Origin of the sequence: Paraburkholderia caffeinilytica, assembly GCF_046030355.1 — a bacterium.
GTDB classification, from domain to species: domain Bacteria; phylum Pseudomonadota; class Gammaproteobacteria; order Burkholderiales; family Burkholderiaceae; genus Paraburkholderia; species Paraburkholderia caffeinilytica_B.
Genome location: NZ_JAQQCQ010000006.1, coordinates 335,189 through 357,623, shown reverse-complemented (window position 1 = coordinate 357,623; position 22,435 = coordinate 335,189). Strand labels below are relative to the sequence as shown.

Here is a 22,435-nt window from a genome sequence, read left to right as displayed (position 1 = left end):
CGCGCCGGGTTGCGGTAGCGTTGCCGTTACCCGCCGCGCCCGGTCGCCGACCCGCAACGGGGCGCGGCCCGCACCACCGAAGTGCGAATCATCGCCTTCGCGCCCGCAGTGGCGCACAATCGCCGTATTGACAGCGGTAACCGGGCGCGCGCCGTATGTTTCCGTACGCGCATAGTTCTTGCTCATCTATCCTGTAAACTCACCATTTGCGCATGCCCACTCGTGTCGAGCATGCAAGCGCGCCGCCACCTCCACACGACTGACATGATGAGCATGATCGAACTCGATCCTCCCGGCTTCCAGCCGCCGCGCCCGATGGCCGGCGACGAAGGTTCCCGGCGCACCGTTCTGTACGGCGGCTACACCGTTTTCAGCGTGTTCCAGCCGGTTTTCTCGGTGTCGCACCGGCGCGCGATCGGTTATCACGCTTCATTGCGCGCACACGACGAACATGCGCTGCAAGTGCCGTCGCACGAAGTTTTCACGCAAGCGGCGCGGCGCGGCGACCTGCTGGAACTCGGGCGGCTCGCCGAATCGCTGCATCTGGGCAACTTCAACGCATTCGACAGCCACGACGAATGGCTTTTTCTGAGCCTGCACCCGGCAGCGCTGATGGACACCAGTTACGGCGACGCGCTGCTCGCCGGCCTCAAGGCGCTGGGCCTGCCACCGCAACGGGTGGTGCTGGAAGTCTCCGAACAGGCGGGCGGCGAAACCACGCGCTTCGCCGAAATCATCGACGCGCTGCGCAAGTCCGGTTTCCTGATCGCGCTGGACGGCTTCGGCGCGAAGCATTCGAACATCGACCGCGTGTGGAATCTGCGTCCGGACATCGTTACGCTCGACCGCTGCATCCTCGCGCAAGCCAGCGAGCACTCACACATCGAACGCGTGCTGCCGGGCCTCGTTTCGCTGCTGCACGAATCCGGGCAACTCGTGCTGATGGGCGGCCTGAGTACCGAGCGCGATGCACTGATCGCACTCGAATGCAACGTCGATTTCGTGCAGGGCGCGTACTTCGCAGGCCCAAGCGTCGAACCGGTGAAACCGCAAGCGGCGGCCGGCTTGATGGACTCGCTCTCCGCGGCGCTGCGCGAACGGGTCGCCGCCCGCGAACGCGCCCAGTCCGCGCGGCTCGCGCCCTATGTCACGGCGCTGGAAACGGCTGCGGCCCAACTCGTGGCCGGGGAATCGGTGGCCCAGGCGACCGCGTCGCTGCTCACGCTCGGCGAGACGGCACGCTGCTTCGTGCTCGACGGTTCAGGCCGGCAGATCGGCGACAACGTGCTGCCACCGGGACGGGCGTCGCAACGCGCCAAGCGCTTCCGGCCGTTGCTGCATTCGGAAGGCGCGAGCTGGGAACGCCGGCCGTATTTCATTCAGGCGATGCGCGTGCCCGGCCAGGTACACCTCACGCCACCCTACCTGTCGATCAACGAAGCACACCTGTGCGTGACGGCCTCGATCGCCGCGCATACGCCGCACGGCACGCAAGTGCTATGCGTCGACATCAACTGGGAAGTTGCTGCGCATCGTAATTGAGGCAACGGCATGCTGCTGGATCCGCGCGAGCAGCTTCATGACGGCCGCGCGGCCCAGCAAGCGGTTGGCTGCCTGCAAACGCGCCGCGCGGGTGATGGCGCGCAACGCGACGATCTTCGTCAAACCGTTCGCCAGGGTTTGCGTGGACACGTCGATTACGCCGACAACCTCGCCTTCGAACAGCAACGCAATCCCCATTGCGCCTTCCACTGACACCACCTCTGCATGGCTCGCCTGATGCGCGAGCGCTGTCACCGTCTCCATCCACGCTACTGGCGCCAGTTCTTGCGTGCACACCGGTGCGTCGCTAACCACCTCCGGCGCATCGCTGAAGAGGTGTAGCAAGCCCGTCCGGTCTTGCGCCTCCAGCGCTGTACGCAAGCGTTCCACGATCCGCGCATGCGCGGCCGGATCCGGCCGCTCCAGCGGCGCGCCTGCACGCTGCAACCGCGCCCTGGCGCGATGGACGATCTGCCGGCAACCGGCCGGCGTGCGGTCGAGGATTTTCGCAATCTCTGCGTAGTCGCAATCGAAAGCTTCGTGCAGCACGAATGCCGCCCGCTCATCCGGCTTCAGACGCTCGAGCAGGAGCATCACGCCGTATGACATCTCCGCCGCGCGCAAGGCCAGTTCCTCCGCCGATGGCGCCACCTCGTCGAGCCAGGGCTCCGGCAGCCAGCCGGTGACCTGTGACGCGCGTTCGCGCTGCACGTGACGCAGCCGGTCGATAGCCGCGCGCGTGGTGATCGTGGTGAGCCAGGCGGCCGGTGTCTGCACTTCTCGCGTATCGGCGAGATGCCATTTGAGCCAGACGTCCTGCACCACGTCTTCCGCCTCGGCGCGGCTGCCGAGCATGCGGTACGCCAGCGCGAGCAGGCGGGCACGCACGGCCTCGAAGCTGGATGCCTTGTCGATTCCTTGTTCCGTCATGCGTACACCTCCAGATCGTGCATGGTGAAAAGCGCGGCGCTTTGCGTGCCTGCTGCCTGCTGCCTGCTGCCTGCTGCCTGCTGCCTGCTGCCTGCTGCCTGCTGCCTGCTGCCTGCTGCCTGCTGCCTGCTGCCTGCTGCCTGCTGCCCGCGACATTGTCCTGGCGTGCGCTGCAATCTACATCTCTTTCAGCTTGACGTTCGGGCCTGCGCCGATGTGACAGCCCGACGAAAAAATATTCCTGTCACGCCGCTGCCCTTCCCCTCGTCATAAGGACAACAACCCGCGCAACCGGCGCACGCATCGTCGAATCGGCCATCTCTACCGGCTGCCGGCAACCTGCAACGCGCCGCCTGAAACGAGGCAACCATGCATTCCAGCTATCCCTCCATCACCGGCCTGGGCCTCGTGCCCACCGTGATCGAACAGTCCGGCCGCGGCGAGCGTGCCTACGACATCTATTCGCGCCTGCTGCGCGAGCGCATCGTTTTTCTGGTCGGTCCCGTGAACGAACAGTCGGCCAGTCTGATCGTCGCTCAATTGCTGTTTCTGGAATCCGAGAATCCCGACAAGGATATTTCCTTTTACATCAATTCGCCGGGCGGCTCGGTGTACGACGGCCTCGCCATCTACGACACGATGCAGTTCATCAAGCCCGAGGTGTCGACCCTATGCACCGGCTTTGCCGCCAGCATGGGCACGTTTTTGCTGACCGCCGGCCAGCGCGGCAAACGGTACGCGCTGCCGAACGCGCGCATCATGATTCACCAGCCATCGGGCGGCAGCCAGGGCACCGCTGCCGACGTCGAAATCCAGGCGAAAGAAGTGCTTTACCAGCGCGAACGTCTCAACGCAATGATGGCCGAGCGCACCGGGCGCAGCATCGAAGAGATCGAGCACGACACCGACCGCGACAACTTCATGTCGGCCCAGGGCGCGAAGGCGTATGGCCTCGTCGACGAGGTGCTGGAAACACGCGCGGCGCTAAGCGACCCAATCGACCCAGGCCGTCACCGTGACATGTAGGGGTGAGACGTCCGGCGGTCGCCGCGCTCACACGAGTCGAATGTCAGCAAATGCCTTCGTGCGGCTCCCGTAGCCCACAACGACGGCTGGCGCTCCTGCCGCACCGGCGCTGGGTGCTTAGGCACCTGAGCGCTTGAGCCTTCGTCGCGCTGAGACCGCCAAAACGCACGCCGCGTCCTCTTTTAGCCGGCGCGCCGTGCCCGCACCGGCGTACATCCCCGTGGTCTTGGCCCCGGGCGGCTTTTCGCCCGCCCTATCGGTGCGCCGGAAACACAAAAGCTGATCACCGCCGCAGGAATCGCTATCATGGTCGCGATTCGTCGAATTCGACGATCGCTTCAATGGAGATATTCATGGCGTCATCCAACGAAACCGTCAGCATGGCGCTATTCTGCGACTTCGAAAACGTTGCGCTCGGCGTGCGCGACGCGAAGTACGACAAGTTCGACATCAAGCTGGTGCTCGAACGTCTGCTGCTCAAGGGCAGCATTGTCGTGAAGAAAGCGTATTGCGACTGGGACCGCTACAAGAGTTTCAAAGGCGCGATGCACGAGGCCAATTTCGAGTTGATCGAGATTCCGCACGTGCGCCAATCGGGCAAGAATTCCGCCGACATCCGGCTCGTGGTCGACGCGCTCGACCTCTGCTACACGAAATCGCACGTCAATACCTTCGTCATCATCAGTGGCGACTCGGACTTTTCGCCGCTGGTGTCGAAGCTGCGCGAGAACAACAAGCAGGTGATCGGCGTCGGCGTGCAGCAATCCACCTCCGATCTGCTGATCGCGAACTGCGACGAGTTCTTCTTTTACGACGACCTCGTGCGCGAAAGCCAGCGCACGGTCGCCAAGCGCGAGTCGTCGCGTCCGCAACAAACCCCGCAGCAGACGGCCAAACGTGCGCCCGACGAAGAAAAGTCGCGTAACAAGGAAGACCTCGAAAAACGCCGCACCAAAGCGGTCGAGATCGCCGTGCAGACATTCGACGCGCTCGCGTCTGAACGTGGCGACAGCGGCAAGATCTGGGCGTCGGTACTGAAGAACGCGATCAAACGCCGCAAGCCGGATTTCAACGAAACGTACTACGGTTTTCGCGCATTCGGCAATCTGCTGGAAGAAGCGCAGGCGCGCGGACTGCTCGAATTCGGCCGCGACGAGAAATCAGGCGCGTACGTTTATCGGGGCACGGCTGGGAATGTGGGTGCCGAAAATGTGAACGAACCGGCCGAAGCGGGTGAGTCGGCGGAACAGATCGTTGAAACACAGGTTGCCGAAACCGTAGTCGCGGAGTCGGGCGGCAAGCACGAGTCGCGCCGCAGGGGCCGTGGCAATCGCAAGCCCGGCGGCCGTGGCCAGCAGGAAGCCGCGCACGAAGCGCGAGCAGCAGTCGAGCATGGCGGCCACGAACAACCTCAGGCGGAAGCCGTGCACACACACGCGCACGCGCCATTCGCGCACGAGCCCGTTTTCGAACAGCCAGAAGCCGCCTGGGCAGAACCGGAGACCTTTGCGGTTGAACCGGCCGCATTAGCCGGCGAAGAAGCACCGGAACCGAGCGGCACCCCACCCAAGCGCCGCAAGGAACGCGCACCGCGCAAGACGGCCGCGAAGAAAACGAAGAAGGCAACCCCGCGAAAGATCGACGAGGTACCGGAGGTCGTATCGCCTGCTGAAGCTTCGGTGGCGTCTGTCGCCGAAGAAGCGCCCGTGGCCGCCAAAAAGGCTGCGCGCAAAACCGCCCCGCGCAGCCGCCGTCCGCGTAAGACGGCGGCAACGAGCGACGCGGAATAAGCGCCTCACTTTGCGTACCACGTACTGATTTGCTCCAGTACCGACCATCGCAATGCAAGCGGTGCAGTATCCGCTGAGTGACAAGCAAAAGCCCCTGCTCGACATGAACAGGGGCTTTTCCATTTTGGTCCGCGCGCCTCGATCCAGCCAAAACGGCAATAGCGTCAGCACGCTCCGCAGTTCAACGGCTGCTGCTCCGCGATCGGCAATATCACCTCGCTTCGTCCCGTGACGGTTGGCTATCGCTATCCTTGAAACCGCGACCGCACCGCCTACAGCAAACCAAACACCGCCACCCCATTCGTCGCGCCCACATACACTTTGCCGCGCGCGATCATCGGCGTGATGAACTTGTTGCCCGCGCCCCATTGATCGCGCGTACCGGCCTGATTGCTGTTGTATAACTCGTGTGCAAGATTGCTTGCGTCATACGCATGCAAGGCACCCGTTGTGCCGTTTTCCGCCACCCAGACGATGCCGTTGCTCGAGCCGTTGGCCGACACGGCCGGTGTAGCGCCGGGATAGGCAAACGTGGTGGGACTCTTCGACGATGCGGTGGTCGCGAGAAACGCACCTGAGATCGGCAACGCCTTCAGGTTATCGTTCCAGCCGCCGTAATAGACCACGCCGCTGTAATAGGCCGGCGAACCCCAGATCCCGCCCGCGAGCGTGCCGGTCAACACCTGCCAGATATTATTCGCCGTGGGACTGAATTTACCCATCGAGTCGCGATCGACCACATAGATCAGATTGTCCTTGCCCGCCGCCACCGCCAGGTGTTTGACGACGCCACCCGCGGTCGTCTGATCCGGCAACAGCATCACGCCGCCCGAGCCGAAATCGTTGTCGGCGTTGGCCTCGGCCACGACGTTATCCATGGCGAAGTAATCGGTGACCTGCAGGTTTCCTAACGACAGCTTCATCAATGAGTTGCCGAAGTCGCCGTCGACTGGAAAGCCCTGAGCGTTGAGCGTGGTGCCGAACGTGCCGTTGCCGTCCACGACGTAAATCGAGGTGCCGTCCGACGCCATCCCTGAACCGGCCATCCAGATCGATCCCTGGCTGCCGTTCGGCGCGACGTCGAACACGCTGGTCTGCTGCAACGTGTCGGCGCTATAGGCCATCAACCAGCCGGTGTAAGCACCTGACATGCAGTGCGCGGTCCAGCCCATATAGATGTTGCCGCCGACCAGCGTGAGCGCCGAGCGCACCGCGTGCAGCGACGGATTGAAGGTGATGGTGCCGTTGACGCTCCCGGCGCCGTTGCCGGGGAAGCTCGCCGCAATCTCCGTCGGGCCGCCGAGCACTTCTGCACCGGTGGCCAGATCGAGCGCATGCAGCCGATGATGGTACGCACCGCTGCCGTCTTTGGTCATCGCCACGGCATACAGCACGCCATGTGCGCCACGATTGCGATCGATCACCGGCGTCGACGTAATGCCGATTTCCGGTGTGATGTCCTGGCAACCGTGGTCGTCGCTAGATGTCTCGCCGCTGCCGACCAGCGAGACCTTCCACAATTGCGCGAAGGTAGTGGCGTCATACGCGTACACGCTATCGTGTTCGGTGGCGACGTACACCACGTCGTGAGCGGTGCCGCCAATCAGCAGGCTCGTGACGAACAGCGGCTGCGCATCGACCTTGCCGTCTGCGGCGAGAAACGCGACGCTGCCAAAGCTCGCTGAATTGACGTTCGCGAGCGTGAGCGCTGTCTCCGCAAGCATCTGGCCGGTACGGGCCAGATCGTTGTGATGCATCAGCACATCGGTGGCGAAGGACACCGTTCCCGTCGACGTGCCGCCGCCCGAACCGGTTGAGCCGGTGCCGCCCGTGCCACCACTGCCGCTGGTCGAGCCTCCGCCGGTGGTGCCGCTGCCGGCCGTCGAACCTGTACCCGATGATGAACCACCCGATCCGCCGCCACAAGAAAGGAAGCCGGCGACGACGAACGCGATCGCCAGCCATTCGCACACGCGGAACCACATCCTCGGATTGAACGTGCCGGTTTGCGGTCGCTGCATGGTCGCCTCGTTTGCACGATGTCCGGCTCACTCCGCGCGTTGGGCTGCGTGAAACGGGGGAGTCAGAAACGGCGCGTGCCGGCAGGGATGAAGGGGAGTTTGCGGGCTATGCAGAACCGCCGGACAACCAGCGGCCTTGGCCCTCTATTCAAACGTACGCCCTTTGCCAGGCGGCCTGCCGCCATCGTTTCGTATCTTTCCGCCAGACATGACAAAAGCTTTACAGCAACAAGCTTGCCCGGTCCCCGGCGCAAACGGTCCGTTTCGACGAAGCGAGGTGTCCGATCGACCTCAGTACCTCAGTAGTACGGATAAGGCGCGTACATCACCGGAGGCGGCGCGACATACCTCGGCGGCGGCGCATAGTAATACGGCTGAGGTGCGTAATAAGCCGGCTGCGGCGCATAGTAGGCCGGTTGCGGCGGCTGCGAAATCGTGTTGCCTTTCGAGGTCATGCACTGCGCGTAGGCAGCGTCGTAACGTGCTTGCAGACCTGCTGCGGAATACTGCGCGCCATTCGCCCCGTTCGCACCGCCGATCAGCAACCCGCTACCCGCACCGATCGCCGCGCCCGCGCCGGCATTGCCCGCCGCCGCACCGATCAATGCACCGACAGCCGCGCCGCCGAGCGTGCCCAGCGCCGCACTGTTCACGCTGTTCGTGGTAGCCGCCTGGGCGGCCGCGTTCGGGTCCGTCGAGCGGTTCGCGTAGTCGCGGCATGCATAGTCGTCCTGCTGGAACTGCCCGAGCGGCTCGCCACTGCGCGGCAGCGCGACCACGCTCGGACCGCTCGGCGGCATGACCGCGCAACCGCCGAGCGCGAGCGCGACGACGGCGGCCGGTATGGCAAAGCTTATCGACTTGGTGCTGGAGATCATGTTCGTGCGCTTCAGAGACATTGGAATTCAAACGTTATGCCAATCGGTATCGTCCTTGGTTACGAGATCGTTACAGAAAGTTTTTCGCTTACATTCTCGCCCGCGTCTGCGCGGCCTGGTATCGCAGCCTGCAATGCGCACGCAGCCACGTCATATCGGGTAACGCTTGTAAGCGAAGCCGCAATCTGTTTTTGCATCGCGCGACCTAAACTGGCTTGCGCCGATGTGGGTCAAGCCAGCCGCCGAACGGCGCGGCGCCTGGCACGCCCAGGCAGCCTGACTGGGCGTGCGCTCACGCATCGCGCCCAGTCGACACAGTCAATGAAACAGAGGATGCCTCGATGAACCGGCTTGTTTTCGTAGTGGCGGCGGCTTCCGCAGCCTGCATGTCGCCCGTTTTCGCGCAGTCGAACACCACCTTCCCGAGCGGTGCGATGGAACCGTCGACAACGACATTTCCCAGCGCCTCGATCGCGCAGAATTTCCAGTACATCAATCACCCGCCACCGCCGGCCGCGCCTGCGAGTTCGGTATCGCCCGGTGGCGGCGGGCGGGGCCATCGGCATCGGCAAATGGCGGCGGATTCCGATGCGACCGGGGCTGCGTCAACGCAACCTTGAGCAACCTTGATCGAGCGCGCGCCAGGTCTGAATTGGGCGGCGAATCAGGGTCCGCCGGCCTCGCCGCAGTTACCAACTGTGACAAAGCTTGCACGCTCAGGTGGCCCGGCAAGCGCCGACCTGACAATAGTTTCTCCCCATTACTGCGTAACCGCCGGAAAAACACGCGTAAGGCGGCCTCAGCAGACTTTACCCGGCATCATCCCTTGTAGGACTGACTGTCGCCGACGACCCTGACGCTCAGCCACGAAAGCCCGGCAGCGCGGTTTGCGTCGTCAGCCACGACTCATTGCCGGGCCCAGCGGCAACCGCGCTGTCACGCCTGACCGGCGCGCGCCGTTGCGCCTGATCGCACCACGCCAGCCAGACCTGACGGTAAGCGGCCTCGACATGACGCGCAAAGCGCTCGCCGTCCATCAACGGCGAGGCCGTGAGTCGTGCGCGCAGGCTCCCACGCATCGCGCTCAGACGCGGCAGATCGCGCGCCAACTGGACGGCTATCTCGACAAACTGTGCGTCGCTATCCGCCGCGAGTTCGCGCAGACCCACGTTCTGCAACTGGCTCAACCCGGCGCGCGCCACCGGCGTGTCACCGATGCGCGTAACGACCGGCACACCCATCCAGTACGAGTCGAGACTCGTCGTATGGCCGTTATACGGAAACGTATCGAGCCCGACATCGATCTGACGGTATGTGCACAGATAGTCCGCGCGCGGCCGGAACGACGTGAAGGAGACGGACTCCTCGCCGATTCCCTGATGTCCGAGCCGCTCGAGCAGACGCGCGCGCGCGGCGCCTTCGGGGGCCATGAGCAACAGCCGGGCGTCCGGCACCTCGCGCATCACACCGCCCCACAGTCTGAACGTCGCGTCGCTCAGCTTGCATGGGTTGTTCAGGCAACCGAACGTCAGATAGCCGTTCGATAGCGCGGGTAACGCATTGACCGCAGGCGTATCCGTCAATGGGTCATAGCACCAGAAGGAATCAGGTAGACGGATCGAACCTTCGCTATACCAGGCATCGCTGCCGAGCGGGTCGAGCCACGGATCGGTCAGCCGGAAGTCGATCGCATCGAGGCCGGTCGTCCCCGGATAGGCCAGCCACGCGATCTGCACCGGCGTGGGCTTGCGCGCAAACAGGAGCGGACGGCCATCCGCCATGTGCATGGTCAGGTCGATGAGAATGTCGATCCGGTCGTCGCGGATCATCTGTGCGAGCTGCGCGTCGTTGAGGTCGCGCACGTCGCGCCATACGTCGGCGTGACTGGCTACGCGCTGCGTCAGATCATCCGGCCGGGCGACGCTCGCGTAGCAAAAGATGTCGAACTGTTCGTGATCGTGATGGGACAGCAGCGGCAGCGTAAACAGCGTCTGACAGTGATCGCGGAAATCCGGCGACACGTAGCCGATGCGCAAGCGGCGGGACGGCGTCGCATCGTTCGGATGCGGTTCATGAGCGCCGCGATACGGCGCCTCGTGCCGCGCCGACCATCGACGGCATTCGTCCAGTAGCAGTTGGGGATGCTCGGCCTGAAAGCTTAATGCGTAGACCAGATTGCTATGTGCGACAACGTTGTCGGGATCGCACGTGAGCGCCCGGCGATAGCAATCGATACCGTCTTCCAGACACCCTTGGTCCTTCAGCACGTTACCGAGATTGTTGTGCGTGACGGCGTGATGCGGATCGACAGCGAGCGCGTCGCGCAAATGCGATTCCGCCTCGGCGAAGCGGCCGAGCGTGCGCATCAGGGTCGCCGCATTGTTGAGCGCGGCCACGAAGCCGGGGCGCAGGCGGATCGCCGCGCTGAACGCCTGCGCAGCGTCCTCGCGCGATCCCGATTCCTGATGGACGATACCCAGATTGTTGTAGGCATCGGCGTGTGTCGGCGCTTGTTCGATTGCGCGCTGATAGTGGCTCACGGCTTCGTTCCGCCTGCCGAGCGCGTGCAGTGCGATGGCCAGGTTATATGCCGCTTCGGGGAAGGCGGGGTCCAATTCGAGCGCGTGTGTCAGCACCGCGGCGGCTCGTACGAATTCACCGCGCCGGTGAAGCGCGACGCCGAGATTCACCAGCCCACAGGGTGATTCCGGCGCTACGCGCGCCGCCGCCTCGAGCAGCGCCACGGCTTCGTCCAGACGGCCATGCGCCTCAAGGAGCGTGCCGAGATTCGTGAGTGCGTTGGCGTCGTCGGGGAGCGCCGCGATTGCGCGGCGGTAAGCGGCTTCCGCAGCCTCCGGGTCGCCCTGTTGCCGGTAGCAGTTGCCGAGGTTGTTGAGCGCGTCGACGTGCCCTTGCTCAAGCGCCAGCAGCGACGTATACGTCTCGATCGCGGCAGCGTACTCGCCGACCGCTTGCAGCGCCACGGCCAATGCGAACAGTACGTCGGCGGACCCGGCTTCGAACGACAATGCCTGCAGATAGGCGTCGATTGCTTCGGCAAACCGCTGGGCGGCGGCGAACACTTGTCCCCGAACGAAGTGGTATCGCGCGTTTTCAGGCGCGCGAGTCAATGCGCCGTCGAGCCAGGCAAGTGCGGCGTCGTACGCGCCACCTTGCATGTCGAGTACGCCGAGGCGGAACATCACGTTCGCGTCGTCGGGATTGATTGCGAGCGCCCGTTCGTACAACTCGCGGGCAGGGTCGAACTCGCCCGCGAGGTGGTGTGCCGTCGCGCGATCCAGAATCTGAGTGGTTTCCATCGTGCCCGCCGAAGGACTATTGTTTCGTCGATGTCGCTTCGACCCGGACCGCTGTCCGCATCGCAGCGGATGATGCCCTCGTGCGAGGCGAGCCAGCGGCTGCGCGAAAGGGAGCGAACGCCCGCGAACAATAGCGAGCAAGTCCTTACCGATGTTTACCAACACTCACCGCGCGAAACTTGGGGTGAGGCGGTTACGCCGCTTTCACGCGAGCGGTTGAACATCGTGGAAGCTTTCAGGGTGTGGGGCTGTAAGCAATCACGGCAAGCGCCCGGCGCTTAGCCAGCGCGGCCCGTGCCCTATTCAGATGAGAGAGAGTCTTTCGATGGCAAGACCCGGAGCTTTCGACAAGACCGTATCCAGAATGCGAAACGCCGACGAAGCTTGCCGGTCGCAAGAAATATCCAGTAACCCGTAAGTAACAATGCGCGTGAATGACGAAAGATTTGACGCATCAATGCGACGGGGTAGAAACAGAAACGGACGAGTGTTATCGATCGACTGCCATGCACGAGCCGTGCATTCTGCTGAAGGCGCATGACGTCGCCAACATGGGCGAACATTGGAAGACCAAAAACAGAAAGCCCTCACGAAGGAGGGCTTTCTGTTTTACTACCATTTCCAGACTGCACTGCAACGATCCATTCGGATTTCCAACTTGGTTGGAAATCCGAACTATCTCGTCACACTACAACCCGCAATCTCACGCGAAATTCTTCGACGCGAATTCCCAATTGACGATGTTCCAGTACGCTTCAACGAACTTCGGACGTGCATTGCGGTAGTCGATGTAGTACGCGTGTTCCCACACGTCGATCGTCAGCAGTGCCTTTGCGTCCGTGGTCAGCGGCGTAGCTGCGTTGCTCGTCGACACCAGGTCGAGCGAACCGTCGGCCTTCTTCACGAGCCATGCCCAGCCCGAGCCGAACGTGCCGACTGCGGTCTTGGCGAATTCTTCCTTGAACTTGTCGAACGAACCCCACTTGGCGTTGATCGCGTCAGCCAGCGCGCCGGTCGGTGCGCCGCCACCTTGCGGCGACAGGCTGTTCCAGAAGAACGTGTGGTTCCACACCTGAGCGGCGTTGTTGAAAATACCGCCCGATGCCTTCTTGACGATCTCTTCGAGCGACAGATTCTCGAACTCCGTGCCCTTGATCAGATTGTTCAGGTTGGTCACATAGGTCTGATGGTGCTTGCCGTAGTGATACTCGAGCGTCTCTTCCGACATGTTCGGAACGAGTGCATTTTTTGCAAACGGCAGCGGCGGGAGCGTATGTTCCATGGTGCTTTCCTTGTGTCTGTATCTGTTGTGGGGGAGTCTGCGGATAACGCTTTAGAGCACTCGATTGTAGGCGAGTTGGAATAACCCCGCAAACCAACGGACTTTATGTCCGGCATCGGCGAACATGCCGCACACATAGCGTAATTAGTGCTTTCGCATGGGCCGTGCCAGGCCCATGCGGAGGACAAAAGTGCGCTTTTGCGTGCTGTCGGTGACGTGTCAGAAACCGTCGGTCAGGCGCGGTTGTACATCGGCGATCGCAATGTCCGCCGCCCCTTCGGCGAGATGCACCGTGAGGCGCCGCCCCGGCTTCAACGACGACGGCGCACGCACCGCGCGGCCGCTCTGCGCGTCGAGCACGGCAGCATAACCCCGCTCCAGCGTGCGCTGCGGACTCAACACCTCGAGCCGGGCGGCCAGCGTGTCGATTCGCGCGGACTGACGTTCATGCTGGCGTAACAATGCAGCGCCCAGGCGCTGCGAGAGCGTGTCGAGCTTCGCCTGATGCGCGGCGAGATCCGGGCGCCAGCGCTGCCAGCGCATCTGCAGCAGAGAAAACCGTGCTCGGGCGTCGCGCACGGGACGCGCGCCCGCCGATGCCAGCCGCACGCTCAATTGCTGCAAATGCGTGCGCTGCCGCGCGAGCCGCTCGGCCGGCGACACGAGCCGGCGCGCGAGCCAGTCGAGTTGCTGGGCGCGCCGCTCCATCATGCGGCCGAAGCCGCGTGCGAGCGTCGCGTGCCGATGATCGAGCTCGCGTAACAACAGCACGCGCTGCGGGCTGACGAGTTCGGCGGCGCCAGTGGGCGTCGGCGCGCGCACGTCGGCGGCAAAGTCGGCGATCGTGAAATCGGTTTCATGACCTACGCCGCTCACCACCGGTATAGCGCTTTCGGCAATCGCGCGCGCCAGCACTTCTTCGTTGAACGCCCACAAATCTTCAATCGAGCCACCGCCGCGGCACACGATCAACACGTCGACTTCGCGCCGCGCGTTGGCCGCATCGACCATCGCGGCCAGTTTGGCGCTGACACCCACACCCTGCACCGGCGCCGGATAGACGATCACCGGAATATGCGGCGCGCGGCGAGACAAGGTGGTCAGGACGTCACGCAATGCAGCGGCCTGCAACGACGTCACGATGCCGATCGCCCGCGGGTGAGCCGGCAACGCACGTTTGCGTTCGGCGGCAAAAAGACCCTCGGCTTCGAGTTGCGCCTTCAACCTGAGAAACGCTTCGTAAAGACGCCCCTGCCCCGTGCGGCGCACCGCTTCCACATTCAGTTGCAGCTCGCCGCGCGGCTCGTACATCGTCACCAGCGCGCGCACTTCGATGCGGTCGCCTTCGCGCGGCGTGAATTCAGCGTATTGCGCGCGACCGCGGAACATCACGCAGCGCATCTGCGCTTGGGCATCCTTGATCGAGAAATACCAGTGGCCGCTCGCGGCGCGCGTGAAATTCGACACTTCCCCGGCCACCCAGACGAGCGGAAACGAACGTTCGAGCATCGTGCCAATCGCACGGTTGAGCGCGGAAACGGGGACGACAACTTCACCGCCGGGCGTAGCCGACGAGGAGAAAGGGCTTTCGGGATTCATACGAGGAATATCGGTGACTGGCCGGACAGACGATAGACCGAGTGGCCATCGGCGTCCAGCGCGGCAGGCAAATTGTTAAAAGTGTCCACATGTCGGGAGACATTAGACGAATGCCGCCGGATCGCCCGCCAGGCCGCACGCGCTGGAAGCATGTCCTTGATTTATATGGTGTTTGCATCTCATTAAAGAGAACGATTGCCGATACGGAGCGCTCCGCGCGGCCCTTCCGGTCCGTTGACGGGCGGGTTCTCCACAAAGTTATCCACAGGCTGTGAGTAGCGTGCGGTACGGTGACCTGCCATGCGACGCCCGGTGCGCGACTTGCCGGGCGGGACTTGCGCGCGCTAGAGTGGCGGGTTCCACAGCATGCCGAACTCGCCCGCGGCGCTCGCCATTACGGCACACTGGCTGCTCATGGCGGACATGCTGCGCGAACGCATCGGATGCAGCCGCTGCCTGACCTTTTCGCTTTACTTTTCGATTGTCCGGAGAACCGCGTTGATGCTTGCACCGCGTATTGCACCTGGCGCTTCCACGCCGCCGTCCCGGCCTTGTTCGTCCATCGTTGCGGCTTGCCGATGAGCGAATTGAACAACCGGCTCGAAGCACGCCTCACGCGCGAGTGGCAACAGCGTAGCCCGCTGGCGTGGGCGCTGACGCCCTTTGCGTGTGTGTTCGGCGCGGTCGCCGCCGCGCGCCGCGCCGCTTTCTCATTAGGCTGGCTGAAGTCCGTACGCATTGGCGTACCAGTGGTGGTGGTGGGCAACGTGACCGTCGGCGGCACCGGCAAGACGCCCACCGTCATCGCGCTGGTCGAAGCCTTGCGCGGCGCCGGCTTCAAACCCGGTGTGGTGTCGCGTGGTTATGGCGCGCGCGTCAAGGCCCCGACACCGGTCCTCGCGACGTCGCCGGCCAGCGTCGGTGGCGACGAACCGCTTTTGATCGCGCGCCGCACCGGCGCACCGGTGTGGGTCTGCCCGGATCGCGTCGCGGCCGCGCAGGCGCTGTGCGCCGCGCATCGCGACGTCGACGTGATCGTCAGTGACGACGGCTTGCAACATTACCGCCTCGCCCGCGACGCCGAACTGGTGGTCTTCGATCACCGGCTCGGCGGCAATGGTTTTCTGCTGCCGGCCGGTCCGCTGCGCGAACCGCTGTCGCGCCGCCGCGATGCGACGCTCATCAACGATCCCTACGCCCGCACGCTGCCGCCCTGGCCGAACACGTTCGCGCTGCAACTCGCGCCCGCCGACGCCTGGCATCTCGACAACCCCGGTCTGCGCCGTCCGCTGGCCCAGTTCAGCGGCGATCGCGTGCTGGCCGCCGCCGGCATCGGCGCCCCGGAGCGTTTTTTCGCCACGCTGCGCGCGGCCGGCCTCACGCCCGCCACCCGCGCGTTGCCGGATCACTACGCGTTCGAACGCAATCCTTTTGCGGACGTCGACGCGGACGCCATCCTGATAACCGAAAAGGATGCGGTAAAATTAGGGTCCTGGCACGACGCGCGCATCTGGGTTGTCCCGGTCGAAGCCGCGCTCGATCACCGCCTCATTGCATTAGTTGTGGAGAAAGTCCGTGGACGCTCGCCTGCTTGAAATTCTCGTCTGCCCGATCTGCAAGGGCCCGCTCATCTACGACCGTTCGGCGCAGGAACTGATCTGCAACGCAGACAAACTGGCCTATCCGATCCGCGACGGCATTCCCGTGATGCTGGTCGACGAAGCACGGCAGACCGTGGAAGGCACGCCGGTCGACCTGAATCCGGGCTCCGTCGCCTGAGTCAGCGTTGCCCAACGCGAGACGGTGCGTTCTACGCACCCTGTCCGCGTGTCTGTTCCGCAATTGCCGTCTTTCCCTTTAGCGCCCGCGGTGCACTTGCGGGCGCTTTCATCCGGTTTCATCGCCGCCCGTTCTTCCGATGACCAACGCTAACGCCACCACTCCCCCGTTCATCGCCGTCGTGCCAGCCCGGCTCGCCTCGACGCGCCTGCCCAACAAGCCGCTCGCCGACATCGGCGGTAAGCCGATGGTGGTGCGGGTCGCCGAACGCGCGCGCGAATCGGGCGCGCAGCAGGTGCTGATCGCCTCCGACGCGCAAGCGGTGCTGGACGTGGCCCGCGAGCACGGCTTCGAAGCCGTGCTGACGCGCGCCGATCATCCGTCGGGCACCGACCGTCTCGCGGAAGTGGCCGCGCAATTCGGCTGGAGCGACGAGACGATCGTGGTGAACGTTCAGGGCGACGAGCCGCTGATCGACCCGGCGCTCGTGTGCGGCGTGGCATCGCACCTGGCGTCGAGCCACGGGTGCGCGATCGCCACCGCCGCGCATCCGATCACCGACCCCGCCGAAATTTTCAATCCGAACGTCGTCAAGGTCGTGCTCGACGCGCGCGGCGTCGCGCTGTACTTTTCGCGCGCGCCGATTCCGTGGGCACGCGACGCGTATCAGCCGCATTGGCCCGAGGTGGCGTCGATGCCCGCGCCACCGGCGCCCGCAGTCGTCTACCGGCATATCGGCCTGTACGCATATCGCGCCCAGTTCCTGCGCTCGTATCCGAATCTCGCGATCTCGCCGATCGAGCAGGTCGAAGCGCTCGAACAACTGCGCGCCATGTGGCACGGCGAGCGAATCGCGGTGCTCGTGACGGAGAATGCACCGCTGCCCGGCGTCGACACGGCGGCCGATCTCGCGCGCGTACAGGCTTTATTCGGGTCTTGAGCGTAAAAACCCATGGCATAATCGGACGGTTGTGCGCGCCTCCCGTTAAACGCGAGAGTCAGGGTTTGCCCCGGTCGCGCCGTCATGGTCTTGCAGCGCCGTCGTTGTCGACGTGCTGCGCGAGACGTGAAACGGCAGCTGATGCGGGTCCCTCGACGAATCGCGGGATGGCTGCAGCATCACCCAAGAATTCACATAGATCTGGAGATATCACATGCGTTTGATCCTTTTGGGTGCGCCCGGCGCGGGCAAGGGCACTCAGGCCACCTTCATCAAGGAAAAGTTCGGCATTCCGCAAATTTCCACCGGTGACATGCTGCGCGCGGCCGTCAAAGCGGGTACGCCGCTCGGCCTGGAAGCCAAGCGCTTCATGGATGCCGGCGAGCTGGTCACGGACGAGCTGATCATCAACCTGGTGAAGGAACGCCTGCAGCAGCCGGATTGCGCGAACGGTTATCTGTTCGACGGTTTTCCGCGCACCATTCCGCAAGCGGAAGCCATGAAGCAGGCGGGCGTGGCGATCGACTACGTGCTGGAAATCGACGTACCGTTCGACGAGATCATCGTGCGTATGAGCGGCCGCCGTTCGCACGCCTCGTCGGGCCGTACGTACCACGTCAAGTTCAACCCGCCGAAGGTTGAAGGTGTGGATGACGTGACCGGCGAACCGCTGATCCAGCGTGACGACGACAAGGAAGAAACCGTCAAGAAGCGCCTCGACGTGTATGTTGCGCAAACCAAGCCGCTGATCGAGTACTACAACGACTGGGCGCAAAACGGCGACGCAACGACCTCACTGAAGGCCCCGCAATATCGCCGCATTTCGGGCCTCGGCTCGGTCGACGAAATTCGCAACCGGGCGTTCGACGCGTTGAAGTAAGCTCGCTTCTGTGTTTTGTTGCTCAAAAAACCCGCCCATGCCGGCGGGTTTTTTATTGCGCACCGCGGATAAGCGCTCTCTTCTGGTCTGCGTTGTCCGCCATGGCCAGCATTAATTAGCCATCCCTGGCAGTTCGGCAGTGCGACGGATCTTCGGCAGGCTCCCCGTCCGAGCCGCCGCTGCCCGGCTCGCTTTCCGCATTGCAGCATAGCCGTTACAATCGATCATCGAAAAGATATTCGATCGAGACATTACTGAACTGAAGCAAAGGAGAAGACATGGAGATTCGAGACAACGTATTCCTGATCACCGGCGGTGCATCGGGCCTTGGCGCAGCCACAGCGCGCCTTTTCGTCGAAAACGGCGGCAAGGTGGTGCTCGCCGATCTGAATGTGGACGCAGGTGTTGCGCTCGCGAAGGAACTCGGCGGCGTGTTCGTCAAGTGCGACGTGAGCCGGGAAGACGATGCCACGCAAGCAGTCGAGGCCGCCACAAAGCTCGGCACACTGCGCGGCCTCATCAATTGCGCGGGGATTGCGCCCGCCGTCAAGACGGTCGGCAAGGACGGTCCGCATCCGCTCGATTCGTTCGCGCGCACCATCTCCATCAATCTGATCGGCACCTTCAATATGATCCGGCTCGCTGCCGCGGCCATGTCGAAGAACGAACCGAATGCGAATGGCGAACGGGGCGTGATCGTCAACACGGCATCGGTGGCCGCGTATGACGGCCAGATTGGCCAGGCCGCCTATGCAGCGTCCAAAGGCGGCGTGGTCGGCATGACGCTGCCGATCGCACGCGACCTGTCGCGCAACGCGATCCGCGTGATGACCATCGCACCGGGCATTTTCGAAACCCCGATGCTGCTCGGCATGCCGCAGGAAGTGCAGGACGCGCTCGGCGCCATGGTCCCGTTCCCACCGCGCCTCGGCAAACCGGCCGAGTACGCGATGCTGGCCAAGCAGATCTTCGACAATCCGATGCTCAACGGCGAAGTGATTCGTCTGGACGGCGCGATCCGCATGCAGCCGAAGTAAGGATTCGCCCGGCGCGCCGCTTTACGCGGCCGTGCCAATGGCCAATGAAAAACGCCTGCACATGATTCATGTGCAGGCGTTTCGTTTTTGATCGGTAGGCCGGCAAGCGGCGCTTAATCGCGGTCATCGTACTGGGTGCGTTGACGCAGTTCATGCAACTGCGACTCCACCACCGTCGCGTCCTCCGCATCCGGCCGGTCGCCGAGATAGCGTTCGAGATCCTCGAGCGCCGGGCGCAGATAGTCGAGCCGCGCATAGGCGAAACCGCGATCGCGCACTTCCTCGATACTGTCCGGCAGCAGGATCACGAGACGCTGCTGCACCGCCAGCAGACGCTGCCAGCGTTCCGTCTGAAGATAAGTGGACTTCAGATTGCGCAGCATACGCGCGATGATCTCGCGGCGCGTGGCCGGTTGCAGCAACATCCGCAACGCCCTGCTCACCGACTCGCCCGCCGACGCCACATAGGGCTCCAGCATGTCCACCATCTGCGATTCGGAAAGCGAATGGCCGCTGGTCGGATCGAGCATGACATCGCCGTCCGGTGTGGTCACGCGCAACAGGAAGTGCCCCGGAAACGACACGCCGCGCACTGGAATGCCGATCTGCTCGGCCATTTCCAGATACAGCACCGCCAGCGAAATCGGAATACCGCGGCGCCGCTTGAGCACCGCATTCAGATGGCTGTTGTCGGGATCGTAATAATCGTTGAGATTGCTGGCGAAACCCAGCTCGCGGAAGAAAAACCGGTTCAGAATGCCGACCTTCTGCCGGATATCGGCATCGTCTGGCATACGGCGCTGCAAACGCAAAACCAGCTCGTCGATCTCCGCCAGCGTGCCTTGCAAATCGAGATCGGGATAAGCGTCCTGCGCGAGCGAGAGCGCCGCCTCGGTCAGCGGCAGGCTGTCATCATCGGCAACCAGCGTACTGAAATAGTCGAGAACTCGCGTCATCGTGATCACTTCACTCGCCTTTTGAAATACGCGTACTTGAAGCCCATCAGCCAAAGCATACCGAAATATAGCGCGGCGAACAGCACGAGGCACGCCCCCAGCAACACGATGCGGTCGACCGGCCGGTTATGCATGCCGATCCAGTCGAAGCTGATCGCGAGCCAATGCATCGTGCCGGCCAGCACCAGACAGGCGCCGAACAATTGCACGAAGAATTTCAGCCAGCCGCTCGACGGCATATAGATGCCGCGCTTGCGCAGGCCGAGGAACAGGAACAGCGCGTTCACGCACGCGCCGAGCCCGACGCTCAATGTGAGACCCGCATGCGCGAAGATCGGCACGAACAGATAGTTGCTCAATTGCGTGACGATCAACACGCCGATGCCGATCTTCACCGGTGTCTTGATGTCCTGTTTCGCGTAAAAACCGGGCGCGAGGATCTTGATGAGAATCAGGCCGATCAGGCCGATGCCGTACGCGGATAGCGCACGGCCAACCATCACCACCGAGTTGCCGTCGAACTTGCCGTAGTGGAACAGCGTCGCGGTGAGCGGCTGGGCGAAGAAGAACAGCGCGACGGCGCTCGGGGCGGCCAGCAGGAAGGTGACGCGCAGCCCCCAGTCGAGCAGCGACGAATATTCGTGCGGATCGGCGTCCACGTGCGCCTTCGAGAGGCTGGGCAGCAGGATCGTGCCGAGCGCGACGCCGAGCAGCGCGGTCGGAAATTCCATCAGCCGGTCGGCGTAGTTGATCCAGGAGACGGCGCCCGGGCCGATGCGCGACGCAATATTCGTGTTGATGATCAGGCTGATCTGCGCGACAGAGACGGCAAACATCGCCGGCACCATTTTCGACAGCACCCGCTTCACGCCGCGATGCGCGAGCGCTTTCAGCGGATTCAGGCCGATGCGCGGCAGCATGTCGATCTTCTTCAGACCCGGCAGTTGCACGACGAATTGCAGCACGCCGCCGGCGATCACCGCCCACGCCAGCGCGTAGACCGGTGTTTGCAGGCGCGGCGCGACGAACACCGCCGCGACGATGAAGGCAACGTTCAGCAGAACCGGCGCGAACGCGGGCAGCGAAAAGTTCTTGTACGTATTCAACACGCCCGACGCCAGCGACGTCAGCGAGATGAAAATGATGTACGGGAACATGATGCGCGTCATGGTGACCGCGAGCGCATACGCCTGGCCTTCATGCGCGAGTCCTGACGCGACGATGAACACCACGCCCGACGCTCCCACCACGCCGATCAGCGAGAGAACGGCGAGCGCCCAGGCAAGCACGGTCGAGGTGGCATCGACGAGCGCCTTGGTGGCGTCGTGTCCTTGCTGGTTCTTGAACTCGGCGAGAATCGGCACGAAGGCCTGCGAGAACGCACCCTCGGCGGAAATGCGGCGCAGGAGATTCGGAATGCGGAAGGCGACGTAAAACGCGTCAGTATATTGACTGGCACCGAACGCACGGGCGATCAGCGTTTCGCGGGCCAGTCCGGTCACGCGCGACAGCAGCGTGAAGCCGCTGACCGTCAGCAGGGCTCGGAATAGATTCATGGGGCGCTTATTATACGGGTGCCGCAGGTGCGGACGACGAGCCGGAACGCGAATCGGACCGATTTGTGCCGCAGACGTTCGTTCGGATGAGCGGATCAGGCCGGTTTTTATTGCTTGCCGCACGTGTTGCGGCCACAACCCGCCGCCCCGCTCGCCCGTTGCACGGACACCCATCCGGCCGCTGCGCCCCACGCTTGGCCTGTTGAGACCTACAGAATCCTGGGGCTCGCGCAACAGGCCGGCACATCGGGATTGGCGATTCCCCGTTGCCACGTGCCTGATTTTGTTGCTATAATCGCCGGTTTCGAAGCTCGCTCAGTTTTCGGACGGGGTTCAGGCACGCCACGGTACGTGGGCACGAGCATCGCTCAAGCCGTACCAGAAGCGCCTACCAGCCTCGAAAAACACCGGAACACGGGCCCGCCTTCGCGTAGTCCGATCGATTCTTCGAATTATTTTCGGATTAATTTCGACACTTTTGCGCTCTTGGGCAATCGCTTCCAAGAGTTCGATCTAAAAGCAGCACCTCACCACTTGAAGGTCAGGTACTGGAAACAGGAACAGGATAAGGAACCGTCATGGCTAACTCCGCACAAGCACGCAAGCGCGCCCGCCAGGCCGCCAAGGCAAACTCGCACAACTCGGCACTGCGCTCGAAGTTCCGCACGGCTATCAAGGCTGTCCGCAAGGCAATCGAAGCCGGCGACAAGGCTAAGGCCGTCGAGATCTTCCAGGCATCGTCGAAGACCATCGACATCATCGCCGACAAGAAAATCGTTCACAAGAACAAGGCAGCTCGCAACAAGAGCCGTCTCGCTGCAGCCCTCAAGGGTCTGCAAGCGCCCGCAGCGCAGTAAATCCGGTCAGCCCGCTTCGGTGGGCTACCTCCTGTTTCCGCT

The 22,435-nt window shown here is 63.3% G+C and carries 18 protein-coding genes; 9 read left to right on the top strand and 9 right to left on the bottom strand.

Going from position 1 to position 22,435, the window contains the following annotated elements; genetic code table 11:
* The first annotated feature begins 267 nt into the window (after positions 1–267).
* On the top strand, positions 268–1,542 hold the full coding sequence (locus PQQ95_RS12860; protein ID WP_408437767.1) for an EAL domain-containing protein: 1,275 nt from the start codon (positions 268–270) through the stop codon (positions 1,540–1,542).
* On the opposite strand, the gene PQQ95_RS12855 is transcribed toward PQQ95_RS12860, so the two are convergent.
* Entirely contained in the window at positions 1,498–2,472 is a 975-nt protein-coding gene (locus PQQ95_RS12855) for a sigma-70 family RNA polymerase sigma factor (protein ID WP_408437748.1), read from the bottom strand. The genes PQQ95_RS12860 and PQQ95_RS12855 overlap by 45 nt on opposite strands.
* 369 nt (positions 2,473–2,841) lie before the next feature.
* Between PQQ95_RS12855 and clpP the strand changes: the two genes are divergently transcribed.
* Both clpP and PQQ95_RS12845 read left to right on the top strand, forming a co-directional pair.
* Positions 2,842–3,498, top strand: a complete 657-nt coding sequence (gene clpP / locus PQQ95_RS12850; protein ID WP_408437747.1) for an ATP-dependent Clp endopeptidase proteolytic subunit ClpP — start codon at positions 2,842–2,844, stop codon at positions 3,496–3,498.
* 353 nt (positions 3,499–3,851) lie between these two features.
* Complete coding sequence (locus PQQ95_RS12845; protein WP_408437746.1) at positions 3,852–5,288, top strand: NYN domain-containing protein; 1,437 nt, start codon at positions 3,852–3,854, stop codon at positions 5,286–5,288.
* Between the two features lie 272 nt (positions 5,289–5,560).
* Here the strand turns inward: PQQ95_RS12845 and PQQ95_RS12840 are convergent, their stop codons facing one another.
* The 6 genes from PQQ95_RS12840 to xseA all read right to left on the bottom strand — a co-directional run bounded on the left by PQQ95_RS12840 (position 5,561) and on the right by xseA (position 14,388).
* Positions 5,561–7,273 (bottom strand): pyrrolo-quinoline quinone, encoded by a 1,713-nt coding sequence (locus tag PQQ95_RS12840; RefSeq protein ID WP_408437766.1) that lies wholly within the window; start codon positions 7,271–7,273, stop codon positions 5,561–5,563.
* 335 nt (positions 7,274–7,608) lie between these two features.
* Positions 7,609–8,187, bottom strand: a complete 579-nt coding sequence (locus PQQ95_RS12835) for a glycine zipper family protein (protein WP_408437765.1) — start codon at positions 8,185–8,187, stop codon at positions 7,609–7,611.
* Positions 8,188–8,479: 292 nt separating this feature from the next.
* Positions 8,480–8,680 carry a hypothetical protein gene (locus PQQ95_RS12830; protein WP_408437745.1) on the bottom strand — a complete coding sequence of 67 codons (201 nt, stop codon included), beginning with the start codon at positions 8,678–8,680 and terminating at the stop codon, positions 8,480–8,482.
* 367 nt (positions 8,681–9,047) lie between these two features.
* Positions 9,048–11,507 carry a tetratricopeptide repeat protein gene (locus tag PQQ95_RS12825; protein WP_408437744.1) on the bottom strand — a complete coding sequence of 820 codons (2,460 nt, stop codon included), beginning with the start codon at positions 11,505–11,507 and terminating at the stop codon, positions 9,048–9,050.
* Positions 11,508–12,210: 703 nt separating this feature from the next.
* Positions 12,211–12,789 (bottom strand): superoxide dismutase [Fe], encoded by a 579-nt coding sequence (sodB, locus tag PQQ95_RS12820; RefSeq protein WP_063497161.1) that lies wholly within the window; start codon positions 12,787–12,789, stop codon positions 12,211–12,213.
* A 219-nt stretch (positions 12,790–13,008) separates the two neighbouring features.
* Complete coding sequence (gene xseA, locus PQQ95_RS12815) at positions 13,009–14,388, bottom strand: exodeoxyribonuclease VII large subunit (protein WP_408437743.1); 1,380 nt, start codon at positions 14,386–14,388, stop codon at positions 13,009–13,011.
* 578 nt (positions 14,389–14,966) lie between these two features.
* Between xseA and lpxK the strand changes: the two genes are divergently transcribed.
* The 5 genes from lpxK to PQQ95_RS12790 all read left to right on the top strand — a co-directional run bounded on the left by lpxK (position 14,967) and on the right by PQQ95_RS12790 (position 19,024).
* On the top strand, positions 14,967–15,983 hold the full coding sequence (lpxK, locus tag PQQ95_RS12810; RefSeq protein WP_408437742.1) for a tetraacyldisaccharide 4'-kinase: 1,017 nt from the start codon (positions 14,967–14,969) through the stop codon (positions 15,981–15,983).
* On the top strand, positions 15,964–16,167 hold the full coding sequence (locus tag PQQ95_RS12805) for a Trm112 family protein (RefSeq protein ID WP_408437741.1): 204 nt from the start codon (positions 15,964–15,966) through the stop codon (positions 16,165–16,167). The genes lpxK and PQQ95_RS12805 overlap by 20 nt, the downstream gene beginning before the upstream one ends.
* 139 nt (positions 16,168–16,306) lie before the next feature.
* Positions 16,307–17,107 (top strand): 3-deoxy-manno-octulosonate cytidylyltransferase, encoded by an 801-nt coding sequence (kdsB, locus tag PQQ95_RS12800; RefSeq protein WP_408437740.1) that lies wholly within the window; start codon positions 16,307–16,309, stop codon positions 17,105–17,107.
* A 214-nt stretch (positions 17,108–17,321) separates the two neighbouring features.
* Positions 17,322–17,987: an adenylate kinase gene (adk, locus tag PQQ95_RS12795; RefSeq protein ID WP_408437739.1), complete on the top strand. Its 666-nt coding sequence runs from the start codon at positions 17,322–17,324 to the stop codon at positions 17,985–17,987.
* 278 nt (positions 17,988–18,265) lie between these two features.
* A complete protein-coding gene (locus PQQ95_RS12790; protein WP_408437738.1) occupies positions 18,266–19,024 on the top strand; it encodes a 3-hydroxyacyl-CoA dehydrogenase in 759 nt (252 codons plus the stop codon).
* 113 nt (positions 19,025–19,137) lie between these two features.
* On the opposite strand, the gene PQQ95_RS12785 is transcribed toward PQQ95_RS12790, so the two are convergent.
* The gene (locus tag PQQ95_RS12785) at positions 19,138–19,980 is read right to left on the bottom strand and encodes a SirB1 family protein (RefSeq protein WP_408437737.1); all 843 of its coding nucleotides are present in this window, start codon (positions 19,978–19,980) and stop codon (positions 19,138–19,140) included.
* Between the two features lie 5 nt (positions 19,981–19,985).
* Positions 19,986–21,536, bottom strand: coding sequence for a murein biosynthesis integral membrane protein MurJ (gene murJ, locus PQQ95_RS12780; RefSeq protein ID WP_408437736.1), 1,551 nt, complete (start codon positions 21,534–21,536; stop codon positions 19,986–19,988).
* Positions 21,537–22,114: 578 nt separating this feature from the next.
* Here murJ and rpsT point away from each other — a divergent pair.
* Complete coding sequence (rpsT, locus tag PQQ95_RS12775) at positions 22,115–22,393, top strand: 30S ribosomal protein S20 (protein WP_054034306.1); 279 nt, start codon at positions 22,115–22,117, stop codon at positions 22,391–22,393.
* Positions 22,394–22,435: the final 42 nt, after the last annotated feature.